The organism is Actinoallomurus liliacearum, from assembly GCF_039542035.1.
Taxonomy (GTDB): domain Bacteria; phylum Actinomycetota; class Actinomycetes; order Streptosporangiales; family Streptosporangiaceae; genus Actinoallomurus; species Actinoallomurus liliacearum.
On sequence record NZ_BAABHJ010000032.1, the window covers coordinates 104,626 to 129,765 of the forward strand.

Sequence of the window (25,140 nt, forward strand, 5' to 3'; positions counted from 1 at the left end):
CGCCGGTCAGGCGACGAGTTCCGCCTCGATCCGGGAGCGGCCCCGGGCGCGGGGGGCGAGCCGTACGGCTCCCAGCCATGAGGTGAGCCGGGCGGCCTCGGCGGCGACGGCGGAGGCCGCCTCGGCGCCGACGTCCTCCAGCAGCCGGTAGGCCACCTCGCCGTCCGGGCGCTGCGCCCAGCCGCCGACGACCCGCCCGTCGCACCAGACCGTGGGGCCGGCGTTGCCGTTGCGGTCGAACAGGAGCGGGCCGTGCGCGCCGAGATACCAGCCGCGCCCGGCCCAGCCCATGACCGTCGGGTCCAGGGCGGGCAGCAGGGCGACCCAGGGACCCGGATCGGGCACGGGCTCCACGTCGTCGGCCAGGACGTACCCGTCCTCGCCGTCGAGTTCGACCCGCTCGACGGCGATCCCCTCCAGGGCCTTCCTGACCTGGGTGAGGGTCAGCCCGGTCCACCACTTCAGGTCCGCGGCGGTCCCGGGCCCGTACGCGCCGAGCCAGCGGCGGATCAGCTCGGCCCGCGCCTCCTCCACGGGGACGCGCGGCAGGCCCTCGGGCAGCCACGCCTCGATCGGCGACCAGCTGAACTGGCTGCTCGTCCAGGAGCCACGCGGCCGGCCGCGAACGATCCGGCCCTCGGCGGCCAGGACGAGCAGCACCCGGTTGGCGATGGCCGGCCGGGCCTCGTACGCCTTGCCCTCGGACAGCAGGATGCGCTCCTTCAGCCGCGGCACGTCGGCGGACAGGTCGGCGGCGAACGCCTCGCCGCGGGCCCGCAGCGCGGCCACCGTGGCCTCCTCCACCTCGCGAAGCCAGGCGTCGCCGCCGAGGCCCGCCTGCTCGATGAACCCCAGGTTCTTCCGGCGCTCGCGCCGCGCCACGTCGTCGGAGCAGGCCGCCTGGACGACCGGGGCCGACTCGGTCGGGACGGTGAAGACCGTCCGCCGCATGGCCAGCATCCGCAGCAGCAGCCGGTCGTCGTACAGCGCCCGCTCGACGGCGCCGACGTCGGGGACCTTCATCCGAGCGGCAGCGGCGAGGTGCACCGACGCCGGGTCGGTGCCGTGCAGCGCGACCAGCGCGCGGGCGACGTCGACGGCGGTGTCCGCCGGATCCGCGAGAAGATGCCGTGCCCCGAGGCGCGCCCGGCGTTCCTCGGCCTTGATCGCCCGTACAGTCATCCGCCGATTATCACGGACTCGGCCGACACTTCGGGATTCACGAAGATCACCGAGAGTGACGATCACACTACCTGGGTACACGAGGCGCCATGACGCGCCGGTCCGGCACGGCGTCCTCCGGGGGACGGCCGGTCAGCGGCGCCGGCCGCACCGGTGACCGGGCCGCAGACCGTGAGGAGTCGCCATGCCCGAAGCGTTCGCGGCCGTGGGGAACCCGTTGAACCTGCTGGCGGCGCGTGGGCAGATGGGATTCTCCCTCGGCTGGCACATCATCCTGGCCTGCTTCGGCGTCGGTATGCCCGCGTTCACGGTGTTCGCCGAGTGGCGTGGGCACCGCACCGGGAACGAGGACTACCTCCGCCTCGCGCACCGCTGGGCCAAGGCGATGGGAGTGCTGTTCGCCGTGGGCGCGGTGTCCGGCACGATCCTGTCGTTCGAGATGGGTCAGTTGTGGCCCGGGCTCATGGCGAGGTACGGCCAGGTCGTGGGGTTGCCGTTCGCGCTCGAAGGCTTCGCCTTCTTCATCGAGGCGATCTTCCTCGGCATCTACCTGTACGGGTGGGACCGGCTGCCGCGCCGCTGGCACGTGCTGACCGGGCTGCCGGTCTGCGTGGCCGGCGTCGCGTCCGCGTTCTTCATCGTGTCGGCGAACGCCTGGATGAACCAGCCCCGCGGCTTCGACCTGGTGAACGGGACCCCCGTCCACGTACGGCCGTGGGCGGCGATGTTCAACCCGGCGATGCCCCGGCAGGTCCTGCACATGATCCTGGCCGCCTTCATGGTCGCCGGTTTCGGGATCGCGAGCGTCTACGCGGTGGGCATGCTCCGCGGCCGCCGGGACCGGTACCACCGGATCGGGTTCCTGCTCCCCTTCACCACCGCCGCGATCATCGCCCCGGTGCAGGTCATCGTCGGCGACTCGATCGCGAGATTCCTGGCGACCAACCAGCACACCAAGCTCGCCGCGATCGAGGGCCTCAACCGGACCGGGTCGCACGTGCCCATCTCGATCGGCGGACTGTACGTCGACGGGAGGATGCAATACGCCCTGCGGGTCCCGAACGCGCTGTCGTTGCTCGTCGGATACCGGCCCAGCACGGTCGTGCACGGTCTGTACGAGGTTCCGCCCGCCGACCGGCCCCCGATCAACCCGGTCCACCTGGGCTTCCAGGTCATGGTGGCCATCGGCTTCGGGCTCGTTCTGCTGGGGATCTGGCTGGCGCTCGCCTGGTGGCGACACCGCGACCTGCCGCGGTCCCGCTGGTTCCTGCGGTTGGCGTCGATCTCGGGCCTGGCCGCCGCCGTCGCCCTGGAGGCCGGATGGGTCACCACCGAGGTGGGCCGGCAGCCCTGGATCGTCTGGCGGTTCATGCGCACGTCCGACGCCGTCAACCCGGTGCCGGGCCTGTGGATCAGCCTGCTCTCGCTGCTGGCCGTCTACACCGTCCTGACGGTGGCGGCCGTGTACGTGCTCGACCGGCTGCGACGCCAGCGGGTCACCGCGCCGCAGGAGGGGTGGACCGAGGAGTACTCGCCGTGACCGCCGCACAGGCCCTCCTGGCCCTGGCCTGGGCCGGGGTCACGATGTACGCCCTGCTGGGAGGCGCCGACTTCGGCGGCGGGTTCTGGGACATCCTGGCCGGCGGCCCACGTCGCGGTTACGGGCAACGCCGGCTCATCGAGCACTCGATCGGGCCGGTCTGGGAGGCCAACCACGTATGGCTGATCTTCGTTCTCGTGCTCTTCTGGACGTGCTTCCCAATCGTGTTCGCCTCGGTCGCCTCCACCATGTACATCCCGCTGACGCTGGTCGCGTTCGGCATCATCGCCCGTGGGGCGGCGTTCGCGTTCCGCAAGGCCAGCACCGAACTCTGGCAGTTGCGGCTGTTCGGCGGCGCCTTCGCGCTGTCCTCCGTGGTGACCCCGTTCTTCCTCGGCACCATCGCGGGCGGCGTGGCCTCCGGGCGGGTTCCGGCCGGGCTCGCGAAGGGCGACATCGTCGGAAGCTGGGTGAACCCCACCTCGTTCCTGGGAGGGGTGCTCGCGATCGTGACGACCGCGTACCTCGCGGCCGTCTACCTCACCGCCGACGCTCGCAGGGAAGGCGAGAGGGATCTGGCGGACGCGTTCCGGCGCCGGGGGATCGGCTCCGCGATCGGCACGGGCGTCGTCGTCATCGGGGGCATCTTCGTTCTCCGCGAGGACGCGCCGCGCCTGTACGCCGGCCTGACCGGCCAGGCCCTTCCCGTCGTCGTCCTGTCCGCGGTCGCCGGGATCATCTCCCTCGCGCTGCTCGCGGCACGGCGGTACGCCCTCGCGCGGTTCACCGCGGCCCTGGCGGTCGCCGCGGTCGTCTGGGGCTGGCCCGTCGCGCAGTACCCTCTCCTCCTGCCGCCGCACGTCACAGTGTCCAACGCCGCCGCCCAGGCCAGCGTCCTGCACGCCACGCTCGCCTCGGTGCTCATCGGGCTGATCCTCCTGGTGCCGTCGCTCGTCTGGCTCTTCGCGCTGTTCCAGCGGAGCAGGCACGCCGCGTCGAAGTAGCGCGTGTCCGGCGGTCCGGCCGTCCCGACACGCCCCGGCCGTCCGGCGAACCCGCTGCCCGGCCGCTTGACGCCCGGCTCCCGCCAGCGGGCGTCGGGACCGCCGCGATGACCTTCTATGCTCGGGCCCATGACGTCCGACGTCGCACCGCGTCCCGCACAGGACCACGACGACCGCATCGGCCCCCCGACCGGGACCGTCCCGCCGACCGATACCGAGCCGGAGATCGAGGTCGGGGTCGGCCCGCATCCGCTGCCCTGGCCGGACGACCCGCGGTTCGACCCGGCGCTGCTCGCGGGCGGCGACCGCCGCAACGTCGTCGACGAGTACCGCTACTGGAGCAACGACGCGATCGTCGCCGACCTCGACGCCCGGCGGCACCCCTTCCACGTCGCCGTCGAGAACTGGCAGCACGACTTCAACATCGGCGCGGTCGTCCGCAACGCCAACGCGTTCCTCGCCGCGGAGGTGCACATCGTCGGCCGCCGGCGCTGGAACCGGCGCGGTGCCATGGTCACCGACCGCTACCAACACGTACGGCACCATCCGGCGACCAGCGACCTGGTGGCCTGGTGCCGTGAGCGCGACCTGCCGATCATCGGCATCGACAACCTGCCCGGATCCCGCCCGATCCAGAGCGCGGAGCTGCCGGCCGTGTGCCTGATGCTCTTCGGCCAGGAGGGACCGGGCCTGTCGGAAGAGGCCCGGGCGGCCGCCGACGTCGTGCTGCACATCCCCCAGTTCGGTTCGACCCGCTCGATCAACGCCGGGGTGGCCAGCGGCGTCGCGATGTACGAGTGGATCCGGCGGCACATCACCGCCTGATCCTCGATACGACGATCGTCTCCCCCGCCGGGGACCGTCCCGATAGGGGATGAACGTGGACAGAGAGTACGCCGTCGCCCTGCTCCACCGTCTACACGCCGCCCAGAACGCGTTCTATGCGGGCGGCGACGACGCGCCGCTGCGGGAGGTCCTCACCGAGGACGTCGCCTGGCACATTCCCGGCCGCAACGCGATCGCGGGCGACCACCACGGCGTGGAGGCCGTGCTCGCCTACTTCCGCAGGCGCCGGGAACTCGCGGACCGCACCTTCCGCCTCCACAACCGCGACGTGCTCACCGGCGAGGGCGAGTGGATCACCGCGCTGACCGACGGCACCGCGGTCATCGCGGGCGAGGAGCACACCTGGTCGACCGTCGGCCTGTACCACGTACGCGACGGCCGGATCGCGGCCTGCCGGTTGCTGCCCTTCGACCCCGCCGTCTTCGACGCCGTCTGGTCCGATCGGAGCACGCCTGCGGGCCCCGACGCGGTGTGACGTGCGGCGAGAACGGGCCGGCAGGCGGAGTCGCCGGATCACCCGGACGGACCCGGGCGGGGTCGCCGGATCACCGCGAGGGGCCCGGTCCGCGCGGCTGATCGGCCTCCAGCCGGTACGCCCGCGCCTGCAGGTCGTACAGCTCGCCGAAGACGCCGCCGGCCGCCAGCAGCGCGGCGGGCGGCCCCTCCTCGACGACCCGGCCGTGGTCGAGGACGTAGACCTGATCGGCGTGGCGGACGCTGGCGAGCCGATGCGTGATCAGTAGCACCGTGCGGCCGCCGGCATGGCCGCGGATCCGCTCGAACAGCGCGTGCTCCGCGCGCGCGTCGAGAGCGGCGGTCGGCTCGTCGCAGATCAGCAGTGGAGCGTCGCGGTAGAAGCCGCGGGCGACCGCGATCCGCTGCCACTGCCCGCCCGACAGTTCGTGGCCGTCTTTGAAACGCCGGTCGAGCAGCGTGCCGTACCCCTGCGAGAGCGGCTCGATCACCTCGTCCGCCCCGGAGGCTCTGGCCGCCTCCGCGATCCTGGCATCGTCGGGCGTACGGCCCATGGCGATGTTGTGCCGCGCCGTCATGGGCCAGTGGGTGTAGTCCTGCGGAATCACCGAGACGTTCTCGCGCAGACGCTCGAGGTCGACCTCGGACAGGCGGTCGGCGTCCCAGCGGACCTCGCCCGCGTCCGGCCGGTACAGACCCGCCAGGATCTTGGCCAGGGTCGTCTTGCCGGAGCCGTTCTCGCCGACGAGGGCGACGACCTGCCCCGCGCGGATCCGGACCGACACCCCGCGAAGGCTGGGCTCCTCCGCTCCCGGGTAGGTGAACCAGACGTCCTCGGTGCTGATCGAGTCGAAGGTCACGGGCACCGGCCCGGTCCGTCGTTCGGGGATCCGGCGCTCGGCCTCGGCGCAGAAGTCGAGGTAGTCGGCGAAGTACAACCCGGACTCGTAGCACTGGTTGACCGCGTACAGGAGCGACGCGAGCGAGGTCTTCCCGCTGCGGATCGCCAGCACCGCGGTTCCCGCGACGGCCAGGGGCAGGGCCCCGGTCGCGAGCAGGACGCCGAGCACGACGTACACCGCCCCGGTCGCAAGCCCGCCGGCGATCTCACCGAGCACCTGCACGACCGTCTGGCGGCGGGCCAGACCGACGTGGACCGCGCACTCCTCGGCACCGAGCCGGTCGTGTTCGCGGCCGAGAAAGCCGCGCATCGTGAAGGCGCGGATCTCCGCGGCGGAGTCCCGATCGGCCATCAGGTCCGCGAGGACCCACTTGCGCCGGCGCACCGGGGACAGCGTGAAGATCGTCAGGTAACGCATCCGGGCGGACCGCGCCGCCGCCCATCCGTCGGGCACCGCCGTGAGGAGCAGCAGCGGCAGCAGTACGGGATGGAGCACGCCGAGCGCTCCGGCCGCGGCCGTCAGCCCGACCAGGCCGGTCAGGATGTCGATCGCCTCCTGGACCACCGCCGACGCCTCGTACAGGCCACGCTGGCGGGCCCGGTGCATGGCGTCGTGGAAGTCGGTGTCGTCGAACGCCGTCAGGTCCACCCGCATGGTCAGGTCGAACAGGCGGGTCTCCACCATGCGGTTGACCTTCGGTTTGAGCCGGGCCTGCGCCCACCCCGCCCCCGCCTGCAACCCGGAGCGGAGCGCCGCCGCACCCGCGACCAGCGCCAGCGACGGCAGGGCCGCCCGCACCCGGTCGGGCGTCGCCCCGCCGCTGAACAGCGCCGTGAGGACACCGGACGTGGCCAGCAGCCCGTACGCCGTGAAGACGCCTGCGGCGAGGTTGAGCACGACGGTCGCCGTCGTGTCGAACCGGCTCGCCCGCCAGGCCAGGCGGATCGCCGCGCCGACCAGAGTGGGCAGCCGGCGGCTCATCCCCGCCAGACTCGTCGCCGCCAGCTCTCCCAAGTGCGCCTGCCAGGGCAGCGCCGCCATCTCCCCGACGACGGCGCCCTCCCCCGCACCCGCCTCCCGCGCGTCGTCCTGGACCTGCCCGATCCGCCGGCCCCCGCCCTGCTCGTCACGGTCCCGACCGCTCCCGTCCTGTTCCGCACGGGCCTGGTCGTCGTTCTCCCGCTGATCGCGCCCCTCGTTCCCCGCCCGCGTGGTCGAACCACGTCGCATCGTGCCTCCCCCAGTGGCAGCCGACCGCAGTGTCCCTCCGCCATGGAGAGATCACCGGCCTTAGGACGGTTCGGGTATTGATCGTCCGTTTGGCGAGATGGATGATCCGGTAATGGACGTGCAGGAGATCGCCGACCGGCTCGAGCTCGGCGAGTTACTCGCCCGCTACGTCCGCGCCGTGGACGGCGGGGACTGGATGCTGCTCGACTCGGTCTTCACGGCGGACGCGTTGATCGACTTCTCCGCGTCCGGCGGCGTACGGGGCGACCGGGACGCGGTCAAGCGCTGGCTCGCCGAGGTGCTGGCGGCCTGGCCCGGCCGGCAGCATCTGATCGGGGCGGTGACGATGACGGTCGACGGCGATGAGGCACGGGTCAGCGCGTCGTTCGCCGACACCCTCTCCCCGTCACGGTCGACGGTCGCCGCAACCACGCCCGGATTCGTCCGCGGGGGCGGCTGGTACCACCACCGGCTGGTCCGTACGCCCGACGGCTGGCGCAGCCGCGAACTGGTCCAGGAGCAGTGCTGGCGCACGATCGGCTGATCGTCCATCAGACCCGCTCACTCCGCGAGCGCCCCGGTGTCGATGGTGAGCTTCCACGGCTCCGGCAGATCGAGCGGGCGACCGAGCGCGACGTCGGTCTCCTGCTCATAGCCGTCGGCCCCCGGCTGGGACAGGAGCCGTACCTTCCGCGCGAAGACGTCCACCACCAGGCAGAGCGGCACCCCGCCCGCCGCGTACTGCCGTGGCTTCACCTCGTGATCGTCGGTCACGCTGCTCGCCGAGACCACCTCGACGACGAGGAGCACCTGGTCGCCGTGAACATGGTCCTTCGCCCACATCTTCGGCTCGGCCGGCACGACTGTCAGATCCGGCCGGTAGCGATCCCGCTGCGGTCCCAGGAAGAGCGTGATGTCGTTCCAGATCTGCCACCCTTGGCCCTGCACCACGGCGAGAAGTTGCAAGAGCAGGCGGTAGACGATGCGGTTGTGGTCCCCTGTCGGCACCGGATTCACCACGATCCGGCCGTTGACGAGCTCCACCCGATGCTGCGGGAAGATGCCGCAGACCTCTCGGAAGGCGCTTCGAATGTCGTCGTTGCGAGCCACGGGCACCTCAAGGGCTTGAACGGCCATAGGTGCATCATTCCCTCCGAGGGGCGAGGACACAAGGTGACAGGAGCAGCACTTACCGTAGTCGAAAATCCTGTCGAGTCAACTCTTCGTAATCGATCGGCTACCCTAAGCTCACGTCAGGATTCGTCGGCGACGGGAGAGTTCAGGGTCGCCAGGCCGGTCCAGGTGAGGTCCATGAGGTGGGCGGCGGACTCTTCGGGGGTGACCTCGGGGTTGCGCGCCCGCCACAGGGCCATTCGCTCGCAGGCGCCGATGATGCTCTCGGCGTAGGCCTCCAGGGCGCGACGCGGCCGGTCCGGCAGGTGAACGGCGAGCAGCCCGACCATCATCTCGCTCTGCTGGCGGCGGATCCCCTCGATCTCCTCGGCCGCGCTCTGCAGCAGCACCGGCTCCTGCAGGAGGACGAGCCAGGCCCGGCGGTGCGCCTCGTTGAACCGGAAGTAGGCGATGTAGCCGCGCCGCAGCATCTCCTCGGGCGTTCCCCCCGCCTCGACGGCGCGCTCGGTGACCTCGCGAAGCTCGCCCCGCGCCCTCCGGATGACGCCGAGCAGCAGCCCCTCCTTCGAACCGAAGTACTCGTACAGCATCGGCTTGGACAGGCCCACGAGCTCGGCGATCTCCTCCATGGAGACGGCGCCGTAGCCCCGCTCGGCGAACACCTCCTCGGCGACGTCGAGCATCTGCCGCTCGCGGTCGGCGCGGGACATCCGCGGGCGGCGCGGCTTCACGGAGTCGTTGCGGATCACATGTGAACTCTATCTCACGACCTACCGGCGGTAACCTACCGCTGGTAACTTACTAGTGGTAACCCCGAAAGAGAGCGACGGCGGCCCAGGAGGCGCAGTGAAGATCGCGATCATCGGCTCCGGATTCGGTGGCCTCGGCATGGCCATCCAGCTCAAGCGGGCCGGCTTCCACGATTTCGTGATCCTGGAGAAGTCCGACGACCTCGGCGGCACCTGGCGCGACAACCAGTACCCCGGGTGCGCGTGCGACGTGCCGTCGCACATGTACTCCTTCTCCTTCGAGCTCAATCCCGACTGGTCGCGGATGTTCGCCCCGCAGCCGGAGATCTGGGACTACCTGCGGCACTGCGTCGACAAGTACGACCTCGGCCCGCACCTGCGCTTCGGCTGTACCGTCGAGACGATGGAGTGGGAGGAGACGGCACGTCACTGGCGGGTCACCCTGGCGTCCGGTGAGGTCCTCACGCCGAAGGCCGTCGTCTCCGCGATCGGCGCGCTGCACGTGCCGTCCATCCCCGAGATCCCCGGTGCCGAGCGGTTCCGGGGCACGGCCTTCCACTCCGCGCAGTGGGACCCGTCGGCCGACCTGTCCGGGAAGAGGGTCGCCGTCATCGGCACCGGCGCGTCGGCGATCCAGTTCATCCCGCGGGTCGCCGAGGAGGCGGGCCGGCTGCACGTGTTCCAGCGCACGCCCCCGTGGATCCAGCCGAAGCCCGACTTCACGCTGTCCAAGCGGGTGCGGCGCGTCTTCCGGCACGTTCCCGGGGCGCAGCGCGCCTTCCGTAACGGGATCTACTGGGTGCTGGAGACCCGGGCGGTCGGATTCACCCTCGACCCGCGGCTCATGGGGCCGATGGAGCAGTTGGCCCGCCGCCACATCGAGCGGCAAATCGACGATCCCGAGCTGCGCGCGAAGGTCACCCCTGACTACACGATCGGATGCAAGCGCATCCTGCTGTCCTCGGACTACTATCCGGCGCTGACCCGCCCGCACGTCGACCTGGTGACGGAGCCGATCAAGGAGATCACCGAGACCGGGCTGGTGACCGCGGACGGCACCGCGTACGACGTGGACGTCATCATCTACGGCACCGGGTTCAAGGTCACCGAGGCGATCTCCGAGCAGCACATCGTCGGGCGGGACGGGCTGAAGATCCAGGAGGCCTGGGCCGGCGGCATCGAGGCCCACCACGGCGTGACGGTGGCGGGGTTCCCGAATCTCTTCCTGCTCCTGGGCCCCAACACCGGGCTCGGCCACAACTCGGTGGTGTTCATGATCGAGTCGCAGGTGCAGCACGTGCTGAGCTGCCTGTGCCTGCTCTCGCGGGAGAACGCCGAGGCGATCGAGGCACGGCCCGAGGCCCAGCGACGGTTCAACGACCGCCTGCAGAAGAGGCTGCGCCGGGCGGTCTGGAACGAGGGCGGCTGCACGAGCTGGTACCTCGACGAGCACGGCGTCAACCGCACGCTGTGGCCCGGCTTCACCTTCGAGTACTGGGCGCGCACCCGGCGTGCCCGCCGGGAGGACTACGACCTGACCCCGGCCGGAGCCGGGAAGCCCGTCCGGGCCTGACGAGGCGGGGGCGGGCCCGGCCGAACGGTGCCCGCCCGTTACGGCGTGGCGAAGCGGCGGTGCCGGGCGAGCGCCGCCAGGTCCGCCCAGTCCTCCCCGGAATGGGAGTGATCGGGGATGACGCAGCCGAAGGTCAGCGGGCGCGGGACGTCGTACCGCGGGACCTTCAGCCGCGGTCGCTGCGTGAAGTCGAGGACCTCGGCGAGGTTGCGCGCCGCCGCGTCCCGTACGGTCAGCGGGTCCAGGCCGAACCGCCACTCGATCATCTTCAGGATCGACGTGTGGTCGTAGAGGCGATGGGCCACGTGGCCGCGCCGGGCCCACGGCGAGATGACCACGCAGGGCACCCGGAAACCGCGCAGGCCGGCGCCGAGGTCGGGGTTGGGGTCCGGGCCGGCGGGCGGGGCGACGTGGTCGAAGAAGCCGCCCCACTCGTCGTACGTGACGACCAGCACCGTCCTGGACCAGTCGGGGCCGGCGACCACCGCGTCGTGCACCTTGCCCAGGAAGTGCTGGCCGAGGCGGATGTCGGCCAGCGGGTGCTCGTCCTCGGACAGGCCGGGCACCGCCTCGCCGAGGAAGCCGGGCTCCACGAACGAGACCGCGGGAAGCGTCCCGGTCGCGGCCGCCGCGTAGAACTCCGCGATCGGGTGGCTGATCCCGAGATACCGCGTGCCCCAGAGCGCGGTGTAGGGCACGTCGCTGTAGTAGTAGCGGCCCTTGACGCCGCCGGCGGCCAGGCGGTCCCAGATCGTCGGCATGGTGGCGAGCTTGTCCACCGACGTCGTACGCCGGTCGGTCTGCGCCGCGTGCAGGAAGAACCGGTTGGGGAACGTCGGGCCCATCATGGCGGCGAAATACCGGTCGCAGACCGTCCAGTCCCGCGCCGCGCGGCCGTAGAACCCCAGGTCGGCGGCCTCGTAGTAGCCGATGGAGAGCAGGTCGTTCGTCCCGGCGCGCAGCCAGCCGTCACAGGCGCCGTCATTGAACTCGACCCGGCCGCCGTCGTAGGAGTGGTCGGGGTCGTTGAAGCCGCAGCCGTGCGGCACGGTCAGGTGGTGCGTCTCGTGCGGCACGCCGTCGCGGTCGGTGTACGTCAGCCCGGCCTGCCGGCCGTCCGCGCCCGGCAGCCAGCCGAGGTAGTGGTCGAAGGAGCGGTTCTCCATCATCACGACGATGATGTGGTCGATGCCCGACCGCTGCGGCGCGGGCAGGCGTACGGCCGCCTCCGCCCGGCCCTCCGTCGGTGGCTCCGTGGCGACGACGCCCGCCGCCACCGCCCCGGCCGTCCCGGCGATGAACCCGCGTCGGCTGACCTCGCCCACCGTCGCCTCCCAGCGTGATGATCCGTTGCCGAGCCGAGTATGACGGCTGCGGCCGAGCGCGAACGGCCGATCATGAGGCCGGTTCCGGACACGGAGCGGCGCGGAGCCGCACGGCGTCCTCGGTCACGCGGGGAGGGCGGGACCGCGCCCGGACCCCGCCGGGACACACGGGCGAATCGATACCAAGCAAGTGCTTGACCAAATGCCCGATACCGCCGTATAACCGGCGCAAGCGTTGACGCTCACGTGCCCTGACGGCTCCGGCCTCGTCCGCGGCGGAGTCACCCCGGCGGGACGCCTCCGGCCGGCACCCGCCGCCTTCTCGCTGCTTTCCGGCGGCCCGCCGCCACGGACCGCCGCTCCCCCCGGGAGCACCCCATGGAATCCTCGTCCCACCTCTCCCGCCGCGGCCTGCTCGCCGCCGCGGGCGCGGCCGCCCTCACCTGGCTCCCCGCCTTCCGAGTCCCCGCCCGCGCCGACACGCTGCCCGGCTTCCCCCTGCCGCTGTACCGGCAGGCGTACCAGAACTGGTCCGAAGAGATCACGATCGCGGACGCCCTGACGTGCGCGCCGAACACCCCGGCCGACGTCGTGGCCGTCGCGAACTGGGCCCAAGCGAACGGCTACCGCGTCCGGCCGAAGGGCATGGGACACAACTGGTCGCCGATCCTCGTGCCGAACGGCGCCAACGTCGGCAAGGTCATCCTCGTCGACACGACACAGCACCTGACGTCCGTCAGCGTCGGCTCCGCCACGGTGACCGCGCAGACCGGCGTCACGATGGACGCCCTGCTCGCCACGCTCGAGTCCGCCGGCCTGGGGTTCACCGCCATCCCGGCGCCCGGGGACATCACGCTCGGCGGCGTCCTCGCGATCAACGCGCACGGCTCGGCGATCCCCGCCCAGGGTGAGAGCCGGCTCGCCGGGACCAGCTACGGCTCACTGAGCAACCTCATCCGGTCCCTCACCGCCGTGGTGTGGAACGGCAGCGCGTTCACGCTGCGGACGTTCACCCGGACCGACCCCGCGATGAAGGCGTTCCTGGCCCATCTCGGCCGGGCGTTCGTCACCGAGGTCACCCTGGAGGTGGGCGCGAACCAGCGCCTGCGGTGCCAGAGCCGGTACGACATCCAGGCCACGGACGTGTTCGCCGCGCCGGCCACGGCCGGTTCGAACTCCTTCGCGAGCCTCCTGAACGGATGCGGGCGGATCGAGGTGATCTGGTTCCCGTTCACGACCGTGCCCTGGATCAAACTCTGGTCGCTCAGCCCCACCAAGCCGCTCCTGTCCAAGCAGGTGACCGCCCCGTACAACTACACGTTCGCCAACTTCATCAATCAGCAGCAGTCCGACTACATCGAGCAGATCGTGGGCGGGAACGTCTCCGTCACGCCGACCTTCGAGAACCTCGAGATGTCGATCGTCGGCTCGGGCCTGATCACCACCGGCACCTGGGACGTCTGGGGCTGGTCGAAGAACACCCTGCTGTACGTACAGCCGACCACCCTGCGGATCGTCGAGGCCGGGTTCGCCGTGCTCACCGCGCGGGCGAACATCCAGCGCGTGGTCAGCGAGTTCTACGCCCAGTACGTCTCGCGGGTCAACGCCTACAAGGCGCAGGGGCAGTACCCGATGAACGGCCCGGTCGAGATCCGGGTGACCGGCCTGGACCAGCCGGCGGAGTCGGGGGTGAGCGGCGCGGTCTCGCCGCAGCTGTCGTCCGTACGGCCCCGGCCCGACCATCCCGAGTGGGACGTCTGCGTCTGGCTCGACATGGGGACCATCCCCGGCACGCCACAGTGCAACGCCTTCTATCGCGAGATGGAGCAGTGGATCTTCTCCAACTACACGGGCTCGTACGCGACCGTACGGCCCGAGTGGTCCAAGGCGTGGGCGATCACGAACAGCGCGGCGTGGGCCGACACGACGATGCTCACCTCGACCATCCGGAACGCCGTGAACGCGGGCCAGGCGGCCGGCGACGGTTTCGACGCCGCGCGGACCACGCTGAACGGCTACGACCCTTACCGGGTGTTCAGCAACACGTTCCTGGACACGCTCCTGCCCTGAGGACCGGCGTCGCCCGTATCGGCGGGATGAACCCCCCGATACGGGCGACGCCGCCCCGGACGGGCCGGGTCACTCGGCGAGCGGGCTGTCGTCGAGCTCCCGTAGCAGGTGCGCCGTTCCGTCGTAGACGGCGACCGCGCCGGCCTCCCGGAGCTCGTCCGCTCCGATGCCCCCGGACAGCACCGCGACGCACGGCAGGCCGGCGCGCGCGCACGCCTTGACGTCCCAGACCGTGTCACCGACGAAGATCGCCTGGTCGGCCTGGACGCCGGCGCGTTCGAGAGCGACCTGCACGATGTCCGGGGCCGGCTTGCTCTGCTCCGCGTCGGCCGAGGAGGTCACGGCGCTGATCGCGTCATCGGCGTCGAGGGCGGCCAGCAGCGCCTTCATCTCGTCCCCGTCCGCGGAACTGGCCAGAACGACCTTCCGGCCGCGCGCGGCGCAGGCGCGCAGCAGGTCGGCCGCGCCTTCGAAGGCGCGCAACCGTTCCCAGAACAGGCGGTAGAGGGTCTTGTGCCCGGCGCGAACGTCCTCGTCGCCGTCGCGATCACGATCCTCGGGCAGCAGCTGGTCGAGGAGCTTGTCGGACCCCATCCCGATCGCCCGGTGCACGGCGGCCATGTCGACCTCGTGGCCGTGCTGCCGGAACGTCTCCCACCACGTCACGGCGTGCAGGTAGTTGGTGTCGACGAGCGTTCCGTCGACGTCGAAGATCACCGCTTCGGTCATCGAGCGTGTCTCCCCGGCCGGTCAGTCCACGTACCGCAGCAGCGCCCCGACCCCGGAGTCCGCGCGCAGCGACTCCGGTGGCAGCAGCTGCAGATCCCCGTCCGTGCCCGCCAGCGCCCTGATCAGCGCGGCGTCGGCGCGGTCCTCGACGGGGTCGGCGACGCCCAGCTCGCGAAGGAGGTCGGCCGAGGTCCCCACGTCGGTCGGGTGCGGACCGGTCCACAGCGTGGCCGGTGAGTCCGGCCGGTCCTCCAGGAACAGGGTCGCGACCTGGCCCTTGCGCAGGGCGTCCGTCACGGCCTCCAGGCCGTCGACCGCCCGGCGCCCCTTGGTGAGCTGCTCGTCGAACTGGCCGAGCAGCGCCGCGAGGTGCTCCTCGCGCTTGTGCTCGACGGCCTGGGCGATCTCCTCGTCCAGTGACGGGCCGACTCCGCCGGCGTCGACCAGGCGCGCCAGCACCGCTTCGGGCAGCTCCCCCTGCACGGCCTTGCGGGCACGGATGTCGCCCGCCAGCACGACGAGTTCGGCGCCGCAGTCGTCGACGGCCACGGCGATCTCGTGGGCGACCTTCTTGGCGTTGGTCCGCCAGACCTCCTCGGCGGCCCGCTGCTGCTTGTCCTGCCGGAACATGTCCCCGGCCTTGACCTTGCGCACCGGGAAGTCCTCTTCCGGCTTGACGGTGATGACGCGGCGATGGCCGTCCCGGGACACGCAGGTCAGCTCGCCGCCGAGCCGGTCAACCGTGGCGGACAGGTAGGCCATCGGCTCCCCGCGCTGGGCGAGCAGCGGCTTGACGTGGGGCAGCGGTGCGTACTTGGCCAGTTCGACGCGCGGCGCCCCGGGCAGCACCTCGTGGTGGACGACCTCGCCGTCCGCCGCGAACATCGCGAGGGTGCCGGACTCACGCCGGGTGTTCTCCTCATCGACGAGCCGCACCATCGCCTCGATCATCGTGGCCGGGGCTCCCTGGTCGACCAGCTCCCGCTGCCGGGCCTTGCGGCGCAGTTCAATGGCCTTCGGAGCGTCTTCCGTGATCCGCCTGATGTCCAGGTAGACGGAGGCGAACGGTCCTGAGCTGTCGTACAGCGACTTGAGGAAGCTAACGTCCATGCTGGCCGCCTACCCGCCGAGGCTGTCCCAAACCCACGATTCGCCCAGCCGAAGTCGGAGGGCTCTCCGATGCGGCGATGGCGGCGCGTATCCGAGCGGCGACCGACCGCGTCCATTCGCGGTGATCAGGCCGTCGGCCACGGCCACGCCGCGGCCCGCGAGCGCCGGGCGCGACTCCGTGCAGGCGCGCCTTGATGCAGGCCCGCCTCCGGGCGGGCGCGACTCCGGGCGGGCGCGGCTCCGGGCGTGGTTCGCCTCAGTCCTCCGCGGCCCGCTGCAGCCGCGCGTAGGCGAGCTGGAGCCAGTCGGCGCCCGCCACGGCCGTCATCGTGGCACCGGCCAGCCGGGTCGCGTCCGGCGCGAAGGTCATCCCGACCGTGTACGCGGTGGCCACCCACTGCGCCATGCAGAACGGGCAGGTGATCAGCTCGCCGATCGCGTGCTTGACGCCCTTGCCCCGTACCTCCTCGGCGAGTTCGGCCGGACCGGACGTCCCCTTGTACCGGGTGAAGGGCGCCCGCAGCGGGCTCGTCACCGTGTCCTTCGCGAGCGTGCGGGACACCTTGTGGGTCGTGACGGCCATCAGGGCGACGTCCCGCACGCCCAAGCGGGGCGCCCGACGCCCGGTCAACCGGGCGATCACCGTGGCGGCGCCGACGGCCATGCCGTAGACGGCGAGCGTGCCGGCGTAGGACTTCAGCGGCCGCGGTTCACCCTGGCTGTACTCGCGTTCGTTCTCCTTCACGGTCTCGATCACCGAGTTCACGGAAAGCTCCTCTTGATCGCGGCGTTGTCTCGTCCGACAGGCGAAGGAGCTACCCGGAGAACCCGCCCCGAACCGCCTACCTCCCCGGCGGCCGGGGCGTCACGCCAGCGACTCGACGAAGTCCGCGAGCTGGGCCAGGTTGCGGCATTCGCGCATCGGCACCACCGCCCCGTACGCCGAGGCCGCCGAGTCTCCGGTGTCCCAGTCCCGGACGGGCTCGGGGTTGAGCCAGTACGCGTGCCGGGCCCGCCCGGCCAGCCGCTCGACCGTCTCGAGGTTGAGCGATCCGTAGTTGCTCCGGGCGTCCCCCAGGATCAGCAGGGACGTCTTCGGTGTGATGGCGTCGGCGTACCGGTCCGCGAAGACGCCGAACGCGCGCCCGTAGTCGCTGTGCCCGCTGATCCAGACCAGGCGCGCCTCCCGGGTCATACGGGTCATCGCCTCCACGACGTCCGCGCCCGGTGCGAAGAACTTCGTGATCTCATCCAGGTCGTCGATGAACGCGAACGCCCGCACCCGGGCGAACTGCTCGCGCAGCGCGTACGTCAGGAGCAGCGTGAAGTGCGCGAACGAGGAGACCGAGTCGCTGGCGTCGCACAGGACGACGAGCTCGGGCTTGTGCGGACGGGGCGGCCGGTGGTGCGTGGTCAGGGGGACGCCGCCCGTCGACAGTGACGCGCGTACGGTCCTGCGAAAGTCCAGCCGCCCGTTCCTGCCGTGCCGCCGGCGATGGGCGAGACGGGCGGCGAGCCGCCGGGCGAGCGGCTGGATCTCCCGCCGGATCGCGGCCAGGTCCGTGCGCGTCGCCCGGAGGAAGTCCACCTGTTCGAGCGGCTGCCGCACGGTGCCGCGCGCGACCTTCTCGGCTCCGGCGTCCTCGGCGATCCGCCGCCGTACGTCCTCGGCGACGAACCTCTCGAAACGTTCGATGCGGCGCGTGAACGTCCGGCGGGCGACCTTCTCGTCGAGGCCGCCGCGCTCGGTCAGCACGGCGGCCAGCAGCCCGGCCATCAGCGTCTCCGGGGACAGCGTCCGCAGCACCTGGTAGGAGAACCACGGGCTTCCGCCGCCTCCGCCGCCGGACCCGCGCCCGTACGCGCCGACGGCCTTACGGGCGAAGTCCCGCAGGAGGCCGTCGTCCCCCTCCAGCAGGAGGCGGCTCAGCTCGTCGCGCAGCCGCCGCACCTCCGGATCGTCGTACGCGGGACGCTCCCGGGCCTCCTCGGGACTGCCGGTCACCGGCGGGAACCACAGCTCGAACAGCGTGTCGAACGCCTCCCGGTGCGCCTGCCGCTTGACGAGCGTGGCCGCGTACGCCGCGCGCAGCGACTCGCGCTCGGCCAGGTCGATCGTCGCCAGGGCGTGAGCGGCGTCGAGCCCTTCGGCGAGCGACACGGGCAGACCCGCCTCCCGCAGCGCCCCGAGGAACCCGAGATGCCGGTCCAGCAGCGCCATCAGGCCTCCCGGATCTCATCGAGGAGCGGCATCGCCGGCGACGACCTCCTTGCGCGCGCGTTCCTGGTCTGAGTGGTGTTTCAGGACGACGCCCAGGGTGGCGGCGATCTCCTCCCCGTCGAGCCGGTCGAGGCCGAGCGCCAGCAGGGTACGGGCCCAGTCGACGCTCTCGGCGATGCTCGGCGGCTTCTTCAGCTCCAGTTCGCGCAGGACCGCGACCACCTGGGCGAGCCTGGCGGCCAGGGCCTCGTCGATGCCGGGCACCCGCGCCCGTACGATGTCGCGCTCGCGTTCCGGGGACGGGTAGTCCAGGTGCAGGTAGAGGCAGCGCCGCTTGAGCGCCTCGGACAGCTCACGGGTCGCGTTGGAGGTGAGCACGACGAACGGCCGGCGCGCCGCCGTGATCGTGCCCAGCTCGGGAATGGTCACCTGGAAGTCCGACAGCACCTCCAGGAGCAGCCCCTCGACCTCGACGTCCGCCTTGTCGATCTCGTCGATCAGCAGGACCGTCGGATCGGTGCGCCGGATCGCGGTCAGCAGCGGCCGTTCCAGCAGGAACTCCTCGCTGAAGATGTCGTCGTGGGTGGCGCTCCACGACTGGTCGCCGGAAGCCTGGATGCGCAGGAGCTGCTTCTTGTAGTTCCACTCGTAGAGGGCGCGCGCCTCGTCGAGGCCCTCATAGCACTGGAGCCGTACGAGCCGTGCCTCGGTGATGGCGGCGACGGCCTTGGCCAGCTCCGTCTTGCCCACTCCGGCGGGGCCCTCCACCAGCAGCGGCTTGCCGAGGGCGGCGGCGAGGTAGACGGTCGTGGCGATCGCGTCGTCGGCCAGGTAGTCCACGGCCGCGAGACCCTCACGGACGTCGACGGGCGAGCTGAAGGTCATCTACGCTCCAGGCCAGAGAACGAACCGAACCGCGTTCGAACCTACCCCACGCCGTTCGCCCCTCGAATCCCGTGAGAACGATCACCGTGGGGACCGGTGCGCACAGTGTGGCCGAATCGCCAGGATAGGGACATGACCGTACGACGCGCATTGGTCCTCGGCGGTGGCGGAGTGGCGGGGATCGCCTGGGAGACGGGCGTGCTCGTGGGCCTGGCCGACGCGGGCGTCGACCTACTCGGCGCCGATCTGATCGTCGGGACGTCGGCCGGATCGGCCGTCACCGCCCAGGTGAGCAGTGGCCTGCCGCTGGAGGACCTGTTCCGGCGGCAGGTCGACCCCGCGCTGCAGGCACGGGAGATCCCCGCCGAGTTTGATCTGCCCACCTACGTCACGACGATCGCAGGGGTCATCGCGGGAGCGGAGGACGCCCTGGAGATGCGTCGCCGTGTCGGTGCCTGGGCGCGGGAGGTTCCCACGGTCCCGGAGAAGGAACGGCAGGAGGCCATCGCGTCACGTCTGCCGTCGTTCGACTGGCCGGAACGCCCGATCGCCATCGTCGCCGTCGACGCGGAGACGGGTGAGCGGCGGATCTTCGATCCCGAGTCCGGCGTCGACCTGGTCGACGCGGTCGCGGCCAGCTGCGCCGTACCCGGAATCTGGCCCCCGGCCTCCATCGACGGCCGCCGGTACGTCGACGGCGGCGCCCACTCCAACGAGAACGCCGACCTCGCGTTGGGATACGACCGCGTGCTGATCGTGTCCCCCATGCCGGCCGGCTCCCCGGTTCCGCCCTGGGGCGGCGGGCTGGGCGAGAACGTCGAGGCCCTGCGCCACCGGGGCTCCACCGTCACCGTCATCCACCCCGACGAGGCGTCCCTCGCCGCGATGGGCACCAACCCCCTCGATCCGTCGGTCCGGGAGGCCGCGGCCCACGCGGGCCGCGGCCAGGGCCGCCGCGAGGCCGACCGCACCGCCGACGGATGGCGATCGGCCGGTTAGGAAACCGGACCGGACCGCCGCGCGGCCGGCAAGCCGCGCGGCCGCCTGGGACGCCCCGGCACGGGTTCGCGAGCCACGGTCAGGCGACCAGGCGCAGCCAGACGGCCGCGAGTGCGGCGTGACCGGCCGGCGTCGGGTGCACGCCGTCCGCCGGGGGAAGGGGGTTTCACGCCGGAGTGCCGAACCAACGGGCGGCGGCCCGCTCGAACGCTTCACGATCAGGGTCGCGATCACTCGCCCAGGCGACCATGCCGTCGGGCCGGACGAGCACGGCCCCGAATCCCAGGTCGTTCCTCGCCCGTCCGGCCACATACCGGATCCGGCTCTCCCAGCCCATCGCCGGACCGTGCAGGCGTCGGTCGACGCTGAAGTCGAGCGCGACACCTCGTCCGTCCCGCATCAGGTCGCCGAGGCGAGTGCCGTCCCCGAGACGAAAGTCCGGAGCGCTGCGCCCCACCAGCGGCTGCTCGCCGCCGAGGTCGTAGCGGATCGACGATCCCGAGGCTCGCTCGAACACGTAGGTGGTTCCGTCGCGGGTCCCGATCAGGTCGCGGATCACTCCGTGGATCGCGTGGGCATACGGGTCCGGCCTCATGGCCGCCGCCTGGGCGCGCGCCCAGTCGAGCACCGCCGCCCCGACCGGATGGCGCTCGCGGGGGTAGCTGTCGACGAGTCCGTCCGGCGCGTACCCGCGCACGGTCGCCGCGAGCTTCCAACCCAGGTTCATGGCGTCGCCGATGCCGAGGTTGAGTCCCTGCCCGCCGAGGGGAGAGTGGATGTGAGCGGCGTCGCCCGCGAGCAGGACGCGCCCCTGCCGGTAGGTCGTCGTCTGCTTCGCCCGGTCGGTGAAGGTCGAGACGAGATGGACGTCGCTCAGCGTCACGTCGGTGCCGGATACCCGGCGCAGGACCGACTGGAGATGTTCGCGGGTCGGCCGCTGCGAGCGATCGAACGCGCCGCCGTCGAAATCCAGCATGCCGACGTACTCTTTCGCGGGCGGCCGGAGGTAGATGCCCGTCGGCGTCAGGTTGAACCCGAGGCGCAGCTTCTCGGGATCGGCGATGGCGGCGAGCATGACGTAGCCGGTGAACTGCGGCTCGGTGCCGACGAAGTCGAAGCCCGCGAGCCCGCGCACCGCGCTGCGTCCGCCATCGCAGCCGACGAGCCAGCGCGCCGCGTACTCCTGCTCGCCGACTCGCGCGACCACGGTCTCGTCGTCCTGCGCGATGGCTGAGACCGTGACGCCGCGCCTGACCTCCACGCCGAGCGCGGCGGCCCGCTCGGACAGCACCGTCTCGACCGCTTCGAGGTTCGTCATCACGCCGTCCAGCGCCGGGCCGGCGAGGCGGAACGGCAGGGCGGCGAGATCGACCCTGGCCGGATCGAGCATCATGCCGGCGAAGTGGCCCACGCCACGAGGGGCCGGCGGCTCGTCCGCGTCGGCGTTCGCGCCGGGATCGACGTCGACCCCCGACGCCGTAAGCAGCGGGTGCAGCATCCCGCGGCGGTGGAACGCCTCCACCGACGCGGCGGACAGGCCCCGCATTCCCAGTGGGTTCGCCTTCCACGGGGAATGGGGCTCCGGATCCCGCTCCAGCACAAGGACGGAGCAGCCCGCGAGGCCAAGCTCGCAGGCGAGGAACAGACCAACCGGGCCGGCGCCCACGATCACTACATCATGCACGAGAACGTCCCTTCTGAAGCTCGCCGTCCTGTTCTCCTCAGGCACGCAAAGACTGCGGCGAGCCGCTCACACGGGACGCACACGGCGCTGACATGGGGGCGCGCACGGCACTGACACTCCCGTCCCGCCGGAGAAGGCGTGGGTCCTGACGTGATTTTGGAACCCGCAGGGGCGCGCGCGAAGATTGGGAGATGGGCGGGGATGCGCGGCTTCGTGTCACATTGCTCGGTGGCTTTCAGGCCTCTCGCGGTGGTGCCGCCCTGCCCGTTCCGGGCACGCGGTTGCGGGGTCTGCTCGTACGGCTGGCGCTCGCCGGCGGACGTGCGGTCGACCCGGACGTCCTGGTCGACGCGATCTGGGCCGAGGACCCGCCGGCCGGCCCCGCCCACGCCCTGCAGGCCCTCGTCTCGCGACTGCGCCGGACCCTCGGCTCGGCCGGCGACGTCGCGCAGGTCGCGGGCGGCTACCGGCTGGCCGTGGACGCGGCCGACGTGGACGCGCTGCGATTCGAGCAACTCGCCGCCGCCGGTCGTGACCGGCTACGCGCCGGCGACCCGAATGCCGCGGCGGCCGTGCTCGGCGAGGCCGTGGCGCTGTGGGGCGACCGTCCCGGCGCCGAGCCCACGGCCGTCGCCGCGGTGGCGTCCGCCGCCGCGACCCGGCTGGCCCACGCCTCGGTCGAGGTCGTCGCCGACCTCGCCGCCGCCGAGCTGTCCCTGGGCCGTGCCGACGCGGCCGCCGCCCGCCTGACCGCCCTGCTCGCCGAACACCCCGTCCACGAGCGGGCGGCCGCGCTGCTCATGGACGCCCTCGCCGCCCAGGGTCGCCAGGCCGAAGCCCTGGCTTTGTACGAGCGGGTCCGCGAGAACCTGGCCGACGTCCTGGGCACCGACCCGGGCGCCGCACTGCGCGAGCGGCACCTGCGCCTCCTGCGCGCCGAGCGTCCCGCTCCGACCGCCGACCTCGCGCGGACCAGACCGGGTAACCTGCCCGCACCGCTGACCGGCTTCATCGGGCGCGACGACGACCTCGCCCGGATCGACACGCTGCTCGCCGCCGGGCGCCTGGTCACCGTGCTCGGTCCCGGCGGCGCCGGCAAGACCCGGCTTGCCGTCGAGGCCGCCCGCCGCCACCACGAGTACCGCGACGGCGCCTGGATGATCGACCTCGCCTCGGTGACCGAGCCGGCCAAGGTCGGCGCGGCCGTGCTCGCCGGGATCGGGCTGCGCGGCGGCGCGATGTTCGAGGCCCGGATGCGGGTCGAGGGCGACGAGCTGGACATACTCGTCGACCGGCTCGGCGGCTGGGAGAGCCTGCTGCTGGTCGACAACTGCGAGCACCTGATCGACGCCGTGGCCCACCTGGTCGCGGCACTGCTGTCCCGATGCCCCGGGCTGCGCGTGCTCGCCACCAGCCGCGAGCCCCTCGCGGTCGACGGCGAGGCGCTGGTGCCGCTCGGCCCGCTCGCGCTGCCCGGGCCGGACGACGGCGTCGAGCAGGCAAGGCAGGCGGCGTCGGTACGCCTGTTCACCGAGCGGGCCGCGGCCGTGCGCCCGGGCTTCGACGTGGACGAGACGACGCTGCCCGAGGTCCGGCGGGTGGTCCGCGGCCTGGACGGGATGCCGCTGGCGCTGGAGCTGGCCGCGGCCCGGCTGCGGACGCTGTCGCTGCCCGAGCTGGCCGACGGGCTGTCCGACCGGTTCCGGCTGCTCACCACCGGAAGCCGCACCGCGCTGCCCCGGCACCGCACGCTGCGCGCGGTCATCGCCTGGAGCTGGGAGCTGCTGAGCGAGGACGAGCGTACGGTCGCCGAACGCGTCTCGATCCTGCCCGGCGGCGTCACGCCGGCCTCGGCCGCCGCGGTCTGCGCCGGCACCGCGGTGCCGGCCGCCGAGATTCCCGACCTGCTCGCGGGCCTGGTCGACCGGTCACTGCTGCAGCTCGCACCCGACCCGGGGCGCTACCGCATGCTGGAGACGCTGCGCGAGTACGGCACCGACCGCCTGGCCGAGACGGGCGACCTCGGCACCGTCCGCGACCTGGCCGCCGACTACTTCGCCGAGCTGATGGCCCGGTACGACCTGCGGCTGCGCGGGCCCGGCCAGCCGGCGGCGATCCGAGTCATCAGCGCCGAGTACGACAACGCGCTGGCCGCCCTGCGCCGACGGTGCGACACCGGCGCCGCCTCCGGCGCGGTCACTCTCGCCCTGGACCTGACCTGGTACTGGCAGATGTTCGGCCGGCACTCCGACGCGGCCTACTGGCTGGGCGAGGCACTGGCGGTGCCCGGCGGCGAGCCGACGCCCGACCGCGACTGCGCCCACGCGATCCGCCTGATCAACCGGGTCGTCACCCGGCCGGGGGTGTCCGCCGACGAGGCCGCGGACGACGAGGCCCGGATGCGTGAGCTGGCCGACCGGCTGCTCGCGTACCCGGAGCTGCCCGGCCCGTATGGCGCGCTCACCGCGCTCCCGCTTGCGTTTCTCCGGGCGGAGAAGACCACGCTCGCGCTCATCGATCGCATGGCCGACGGCGACGACGTGTGGCTGTCCGGGCTGGCCCGCATGTTCCGGGCCCAGTCCGCCGAGAACTCGGGCGAGCTCGACGAGATGCGCACCGACGTGGAGGCGGCCCTGGCCTGCTTCCGGCAGGTCGGCGACCGCTGGGGCCAGGCCATCGCGCTGCCGATGCGCGCCCAGCTTCGCCAGTACGACGGCGACCTCGACGGCACGCTGGCCGACCTGCGCGAGGCCCGGTCGCTGGCCGGTGAGTTCGGCTCGCTCAGCCTCGGTGACGAGGTGTTCAGCGACCTGCGCTGGGTCGACCTGCATCTACGGCGCGGCGACACCGACCTGGCGATCGCGAAGATCGACTCGGCCCGGGATCGGGCGCTGCGCGCCAACTCGCCGGAGATGCCGGCTCTGGTCGACGCGTGGGAGGCCGCCTTCCGGGTGCGGTTCGACGACCTGGAGCGGGCGCGGGACCTGCTCGACCACGCCGAACGGGGTCTGCACGGCGACACCGCGTTCCCCGGTGACCACGCGCGGACGCTGGCCGGAAGCGTACGGGCCTCGCTCTGCCTGGAGACGGGTGACCTGGCCGGCGCGGAGAGAGCGCTGGAGACGGCGTACGCGGCGGCGCTGGAGACCCGGGACCTGCCGATCCTGGCGTTGGTGGCGGTGACCGCGGCCGCGTTCGCCGAGGCGCAGGGGCGGCATCACGAGTCGGCCGTCCTGCTCGGCGCCGCCTCCCGGCTGCGCGGCGCTCACGACCGCACCGATCGGCAGGTTCGCGAGCTGACCCGTCGAGGGCGGGCCGCGCTGGGTGAGGAGGCCTTCGCCGCGGCGTACGGAAAGGGCTGGGAGCTGGACGCGAGGATGGCCGTGACCGAAGTCGACCCGGCCCGGCTGCGCCGGTGACAACGTCCGGGCGCCTCCTCGGTCTCCTGGAACGGATGGGCGAGGGGCGACGGGCAGACTGAGA

At 72.2% G+C, this 25,140-nt stretch carries 20 protein-coding genes; 9 read left to right on the plus strand and 11 right to left on the minus strand.

The genetic code is table 11. From position 1 onward, the window contains the following. Positions 1 to 6: 6 nt before the first annotated feature. Entirely contained in the window at positions 7 to 1,182 is a 1,176-nt protein-coding gene (locus ABD978_RS35710) for a winged helix DNA-binding domain-containing protein (protein ID WP_345364567.1), read from the minus strand. A 184-nt stretch (positions 1,183 to 1,366) separates the two neighbouring features. On the opposite strand from ABD978_RS35710, the gene ABD978_RS35715 reads away from it, so the two are divergent. The 4 genes from ABD978_RS35715 (at position 1,367) to ABD978_RS35730 (ending at position 5,047) form a co-directional block, all read left to right on the plus strand. Continuing rightward, positions 1,367 to 2,722, plus strand: a complete 1,356-nt coding sequence (locus ABD978_RS35715; protein ID WP_345364569.1) for a cytochrome ubiquinol oxidase subunit I — start codon at positions 1,367 to 1,369, stop codon at positions 2,720 to 2,722. Further along, positions 2,719 to 3,726 (plus strand): cytochrome d ubiquinol oxidase subunit II, encoded by a 1,008-nt coding sequence (locus ABD978_RS35720; protein ID WP_345364571.1) that lies wholly within the window; start codon positions 2,719 to 2,721, stop codon positions 3,724 to 3,726. Before ABD978_RS35715 ends, ABD978_RS35720 begins: the two co-directional genes overlap by 4 nt. 129 nt (positions 3,727 to 3,855) lie before the next feature. After that, positions 3,856 to 4,551 carry a TrmH family RNA methyltransferase gene (locus tag ABD978_RS35725; RefSeq protein WP_345364573.1) on the plus strand — a complete coding sequence of 232 codons (696 nt, stop codon included), beginning with the start codon at positions 3,856 to 3,858 and terminating at the stop codon, positions 4,549 to 4,551. A 55-nt stretch (positions 4,552 to 4,606) separates the two neighbouring features. Continuing rightward, positions 4,607 to 5,047: a nuclear transport factor 2 family protein gene (locus ABD978_RS35730; RefSeq protein ID WP_345364575.1), complete on the plus strand. Its 441-nt coding sequence runs from the start codon at positions 4,607 to 4,609 to the stop codon at positions 5,045 to 5,047. Positions 5,048 to 5,117: 70 nt separating this feature from the next. Here the strand turns inward: ABD978_RS35730 and ABD978_RS35735 are convergent, their stop codons facing one another. Next, entirely contained in the window at positions 5,118 to 7,178 is a 2,061-nt protein-coding gene (locus ABD978_RS35735) for an ABC transporter ATP-binding protein (RefSeq protein WP_345364577.1), read from the minus strand. A 97-nt stretch (positions 7,179 to 7,275) separates the two neighbouring features. Between ABD978_RS35735 and ABD978_RS35740 the strand changes: the two genes are divergently transcribed. Beyond that, positions 7,276 to 7,722, plus strand: a complete 447-nt coding sequence (locus ABD978_RS35740; RefSeq protein ID WP_345364579.1) for a nuclear transport factor 2 family protein — start codon at positions 7,276 to 7,278, stop codon at positions 7,720 to 7,722. A gap of 17 nt (positions 7,723 to 7,739) precedes the next feature. Here ABD978_RS35740 and ABD978_RS35745 read toward each other — a convergent pair whose 3' ends face one another. Both ABD978_RS35745 and ABD978_RS35750 read right to left on the minus strand, forming a co-directional pair. Continuing rightward, entirely contained in the window at positions 7,740 to 8,288 is a 549-nt protein-coding gene (locus tag ABD978_RS35745; RefSeq protein ID WP_345364581.1) for a Uma2 family endonuclease, read from the minus strand. 143 nt (positions 8,289 to 8,431) lie between these two features. Continuing rightward, positions 8,432 to 9,061 carry a TetR/AcrR family transcriptional regulator gene (locus ABD978_RS35750; RefSeq protein WP_345364583.1) on the minus strand — a complete coding sequence of 210 codons (630 nt, stop codon included), beginning with the start codon at positions 9,059 to 9,061 and terminating at the stop codon, positions 8,432 to 8,434. A gap of 97 nt (positions 9,062 to 9,158) precedes the next feature. On the opposite strand from ABD978_RS35750, the gene ABD978_RS35755 reads away from it, so the two are divergent. Further along, on the plus strand, positions 9,159 to 10,634 hold the full coding sequence (locus ABD978_RS35755; RefSeq protein WP_345364585.1) for a flavin-containing monooxygenase: 1,476 nt from the start codon (positions 9,159 to 9,161) through the stop codon (positions 10,632 to 10,634). A gap of 38 nt (positions 10,635 to 10,672) precedes the next feature. Here ABD978_RS35755 and ABD978_RS35760 read toward each other — a convergent pair whose 3' ends face one another. Next, the gene (locus ABD978_RS35760; RefSeq protein ID WP_345364587.1) at positions 10,673 to 11,959 is read right to left on the minus strand and encodes an alkaline phosphatase family protein; all 1,287 of its coding nucleotides are present in this window, start codon (positions 11,957 to 11,959) and stop codon (positions 10,673 to 10,675) included. 378 nt (positions 11,960 to 12,337) lie between these two features. On the opposite strand from ABD978_RS35760, the gene ABD978_RS35765 reads away from it, so the two are divergent. Next, positions 12,338 to 14,029: a cholesterol oxidase substrate-binding domain-containing protein gene (locus tag ABD978_RS35765; protein ID WP_345364589.1), complete on the plus strand. Its 1,692-nt coding sequence runs from the start codon at positions 12,338 to 12,340 to the stop codon at positions 14,027 to 14,029. Between the two features lie 69 nt (positions 14,030 to 14,098). On the opposite strand, the gene ABD978_RS35770 is transcribed toward ABD978_RS35765, so the two are convergent. The 5 genes from ABD978_RS35770 to ABD978_RS35790 all read right to left on the minus strand — a co-directional run bounded on the left by ABD978_RS35770 (position 14,099) and on the right by ABD978_RS35790 (position 18,974). Continuing rightward, positions 14,099 to 14,758 carry an HAD family hydrolase gene (locus tag ABD978_RS35770; protein WP_345364591.1) on the minus strand — a complete coding sequence of 220 codons (660 nt, stop codon included), beginning with the start codon at positions 14,756 to 14,758 and terminating at the stop codon, positions 14,099 to 14,101. Between the two features lie 21 nt (positions 14,759 to 14,779). Continuing rightward, entirely contained in the window at positions 14,780 to 15,868 is a 1,089-nt protein-coding gene (locus ABD978_RS35775) for a baeRF2 domain-containing protein (RefSeq protein WP_345364593.1), read from the minus strand. A gap of 256 nt (positions 15,869 to 16,124) precedes the next feature. After that, entirely contained in the window at positions 16,125 to 16,634 is a 510-nt protein-coding gene (locus tag ABD978_RS35780) for a DUF1360 domain-containing protein (protein WP_425550805.1), read from the minus strand. Between the two features lie 99 nt (positions 16,635 to 16,733). Continuing rightward, positions 16,734 to 18,089 carry a vWA domain-containing protein gene (locus ABD978_RS35785; RefSeq protein WP_345364595.1) on the minus strand — a complete coding sequence of 452 codons (1,356 nt, stop codon included), beginning with the start codon at positions 18,087 to 18,089 and terminating at the stop codon, positions 16,734 to 16,736. Positions 18,090 to 18,104: 15 nt separating this feature from the next. Continuing rightward, positions 18,105 to 18,974 carry an AAA family ATPase gene (locus tag ABD978_RS35790; protein ID WP_345364597.1) on the minus strand — a complete coding sequence of 290 codons (870 nt, stop codon included), beginning with the start codon at positions 18,972 to 18,974 and terminating at the stop codon, positions 18,105 to 18,107. 132 nt (positions 18,975 to 19,106) lie between these two features. On the opposite strand from ABD978_RS35790, the gene ABD978_RS35795 reads away from it, so the two are divergent. Next, positions 19,107 to 19,973, plus strand: coding sequence for a patatin-like phospholipase family protein (locus ABD978_RS35795; RefSeq protein WP_345364599.1), 867 nt, complete (start codon positions 19,107 to 19,109; stop codon positions 19,971 to 19,973). Between the two features lie 166 nt (positions 19,974 to 20,139). On the opposite strand, the gene ABD978_RS35800 is transcribed toward ABD978_RS35795, so the two are convergent. Then, the gene (locus ABD978_RS35800; RefSeq protein WP_345364601.1) at positions 20,140 to 21,657 is read right to left on the minus strand and encodes an FAD-dependent oxidoreductase; all 1,518 of its coding nucleotides are present in this window, start codon (positions 21,655 to 21,657) and stop codon (positions 20,140 to 20,142) included. 191 nt (positions 21,658 to 21,848) lie between these two features. Here ABD978_RS35800 and ABD978_RS35805 point away from each other — a divergent pair, with 191 nt between their 5' ends. After that, on the plus strand, positions 21,849 to 25,076 hold the full coding sequence (locus tag ABD978_RS35805; protein ID WP_345364603.1) for an ATP-binding protein: 3,228 nt from the start codon (positions 21,849 to 21,851) through the stop codon (positions 25,074 to 25,076). The last annotated feature ends 64 nt before the right edge of the window (positions 25,077 to 25,140 follow it).

Bases quoted from the DNA above. Each gene is read 5' to 3' on its own strand.
- ABD978_RS35710 (WP_345364567.1), bottom strand. From the start codon at position 1,182: ATGACTGTACGGGCGATCAAGGCCGAGGAACGCCGGGCGCGCCTCGGG.
- ABD978_RS35715 (WP_345364569.1), top strand. From the start codon at position 1,367: ATGCCCGAAGCGTTCGCGGCCGTGGGGAACCCGTTGAACCTGCTGGCG.
- ABD978_RS35725 (WP_345364573.1), top strand. From the start codon at position 3,856: ATGACGTCCGACGTCGCACCGCGTCCCGCACAGGACCACGACGACCGC.
- ABD978_RS35735 (WP_345364577.1), bottom strand. From the start codon at position 7,178: ATGCGACGTGGTTCGACCACGCGGGCGGGGAACGAGGGGCGCGATCAG.
- ABD978_RS35740 (WP_345364579.1), top strand. From the start codon at position 7,276: ATGGATGATCCGGTAATGGACGTGCAGGAGATCGCCGACCGGCTCGAG.
- ABD978_RS35765 (WP_345364589.1), top strand. From the start codon at position 12,338: ATGGAATCCTCGTCCCACCTCTCCCGCCGCGGCCTGCTCGCCGCCGCG.
- ABD978_RS35770 (WP_345364591.1), bottom strand. From the start codon at position 14,758: ATGACCGAAGCGGTGATCTTCGACGTCGACGGAACGCTCGTCGACACC.
- ABD978_RS35775 (WP_345364593.1), bottom strand. From the start codon at position 15,868: ATGGACGTTAGCTTCCTCAAGTCGCTGTACGACAGCTCAGGACCGTTC.
- ABD978_RS35785 (WP_345364595.1), bottom strand. From the start codon at position 18,089: ATGGCGCTGCTGGACCGGCATCTCGGGTTCCTCGGGGCGCTGCGGGAG.
- ABD978_RS35790 (WP_345364597.1), bottom strand. From the start codon at position 18,974: ATGACCTTCAGCTCGCCCGTCGACGTCCGTGAGGGTCTCGCGGCCGTG.
- ABD978_RS35795 (WP_345364599.1), top strand. From the start codon at position 19,107: ATGACCGTACGACGCGCATTGGTCCTCGGCGGTGGCGGAGTGGCGGGG.
- ABD978_RS35805 (WP_345364603.1), top strand. From the start codon at position 21,849: ATGGGCGGGGATGCGCGGCTTCGTGTCACATTGCTCGGTGGCTTTCAG.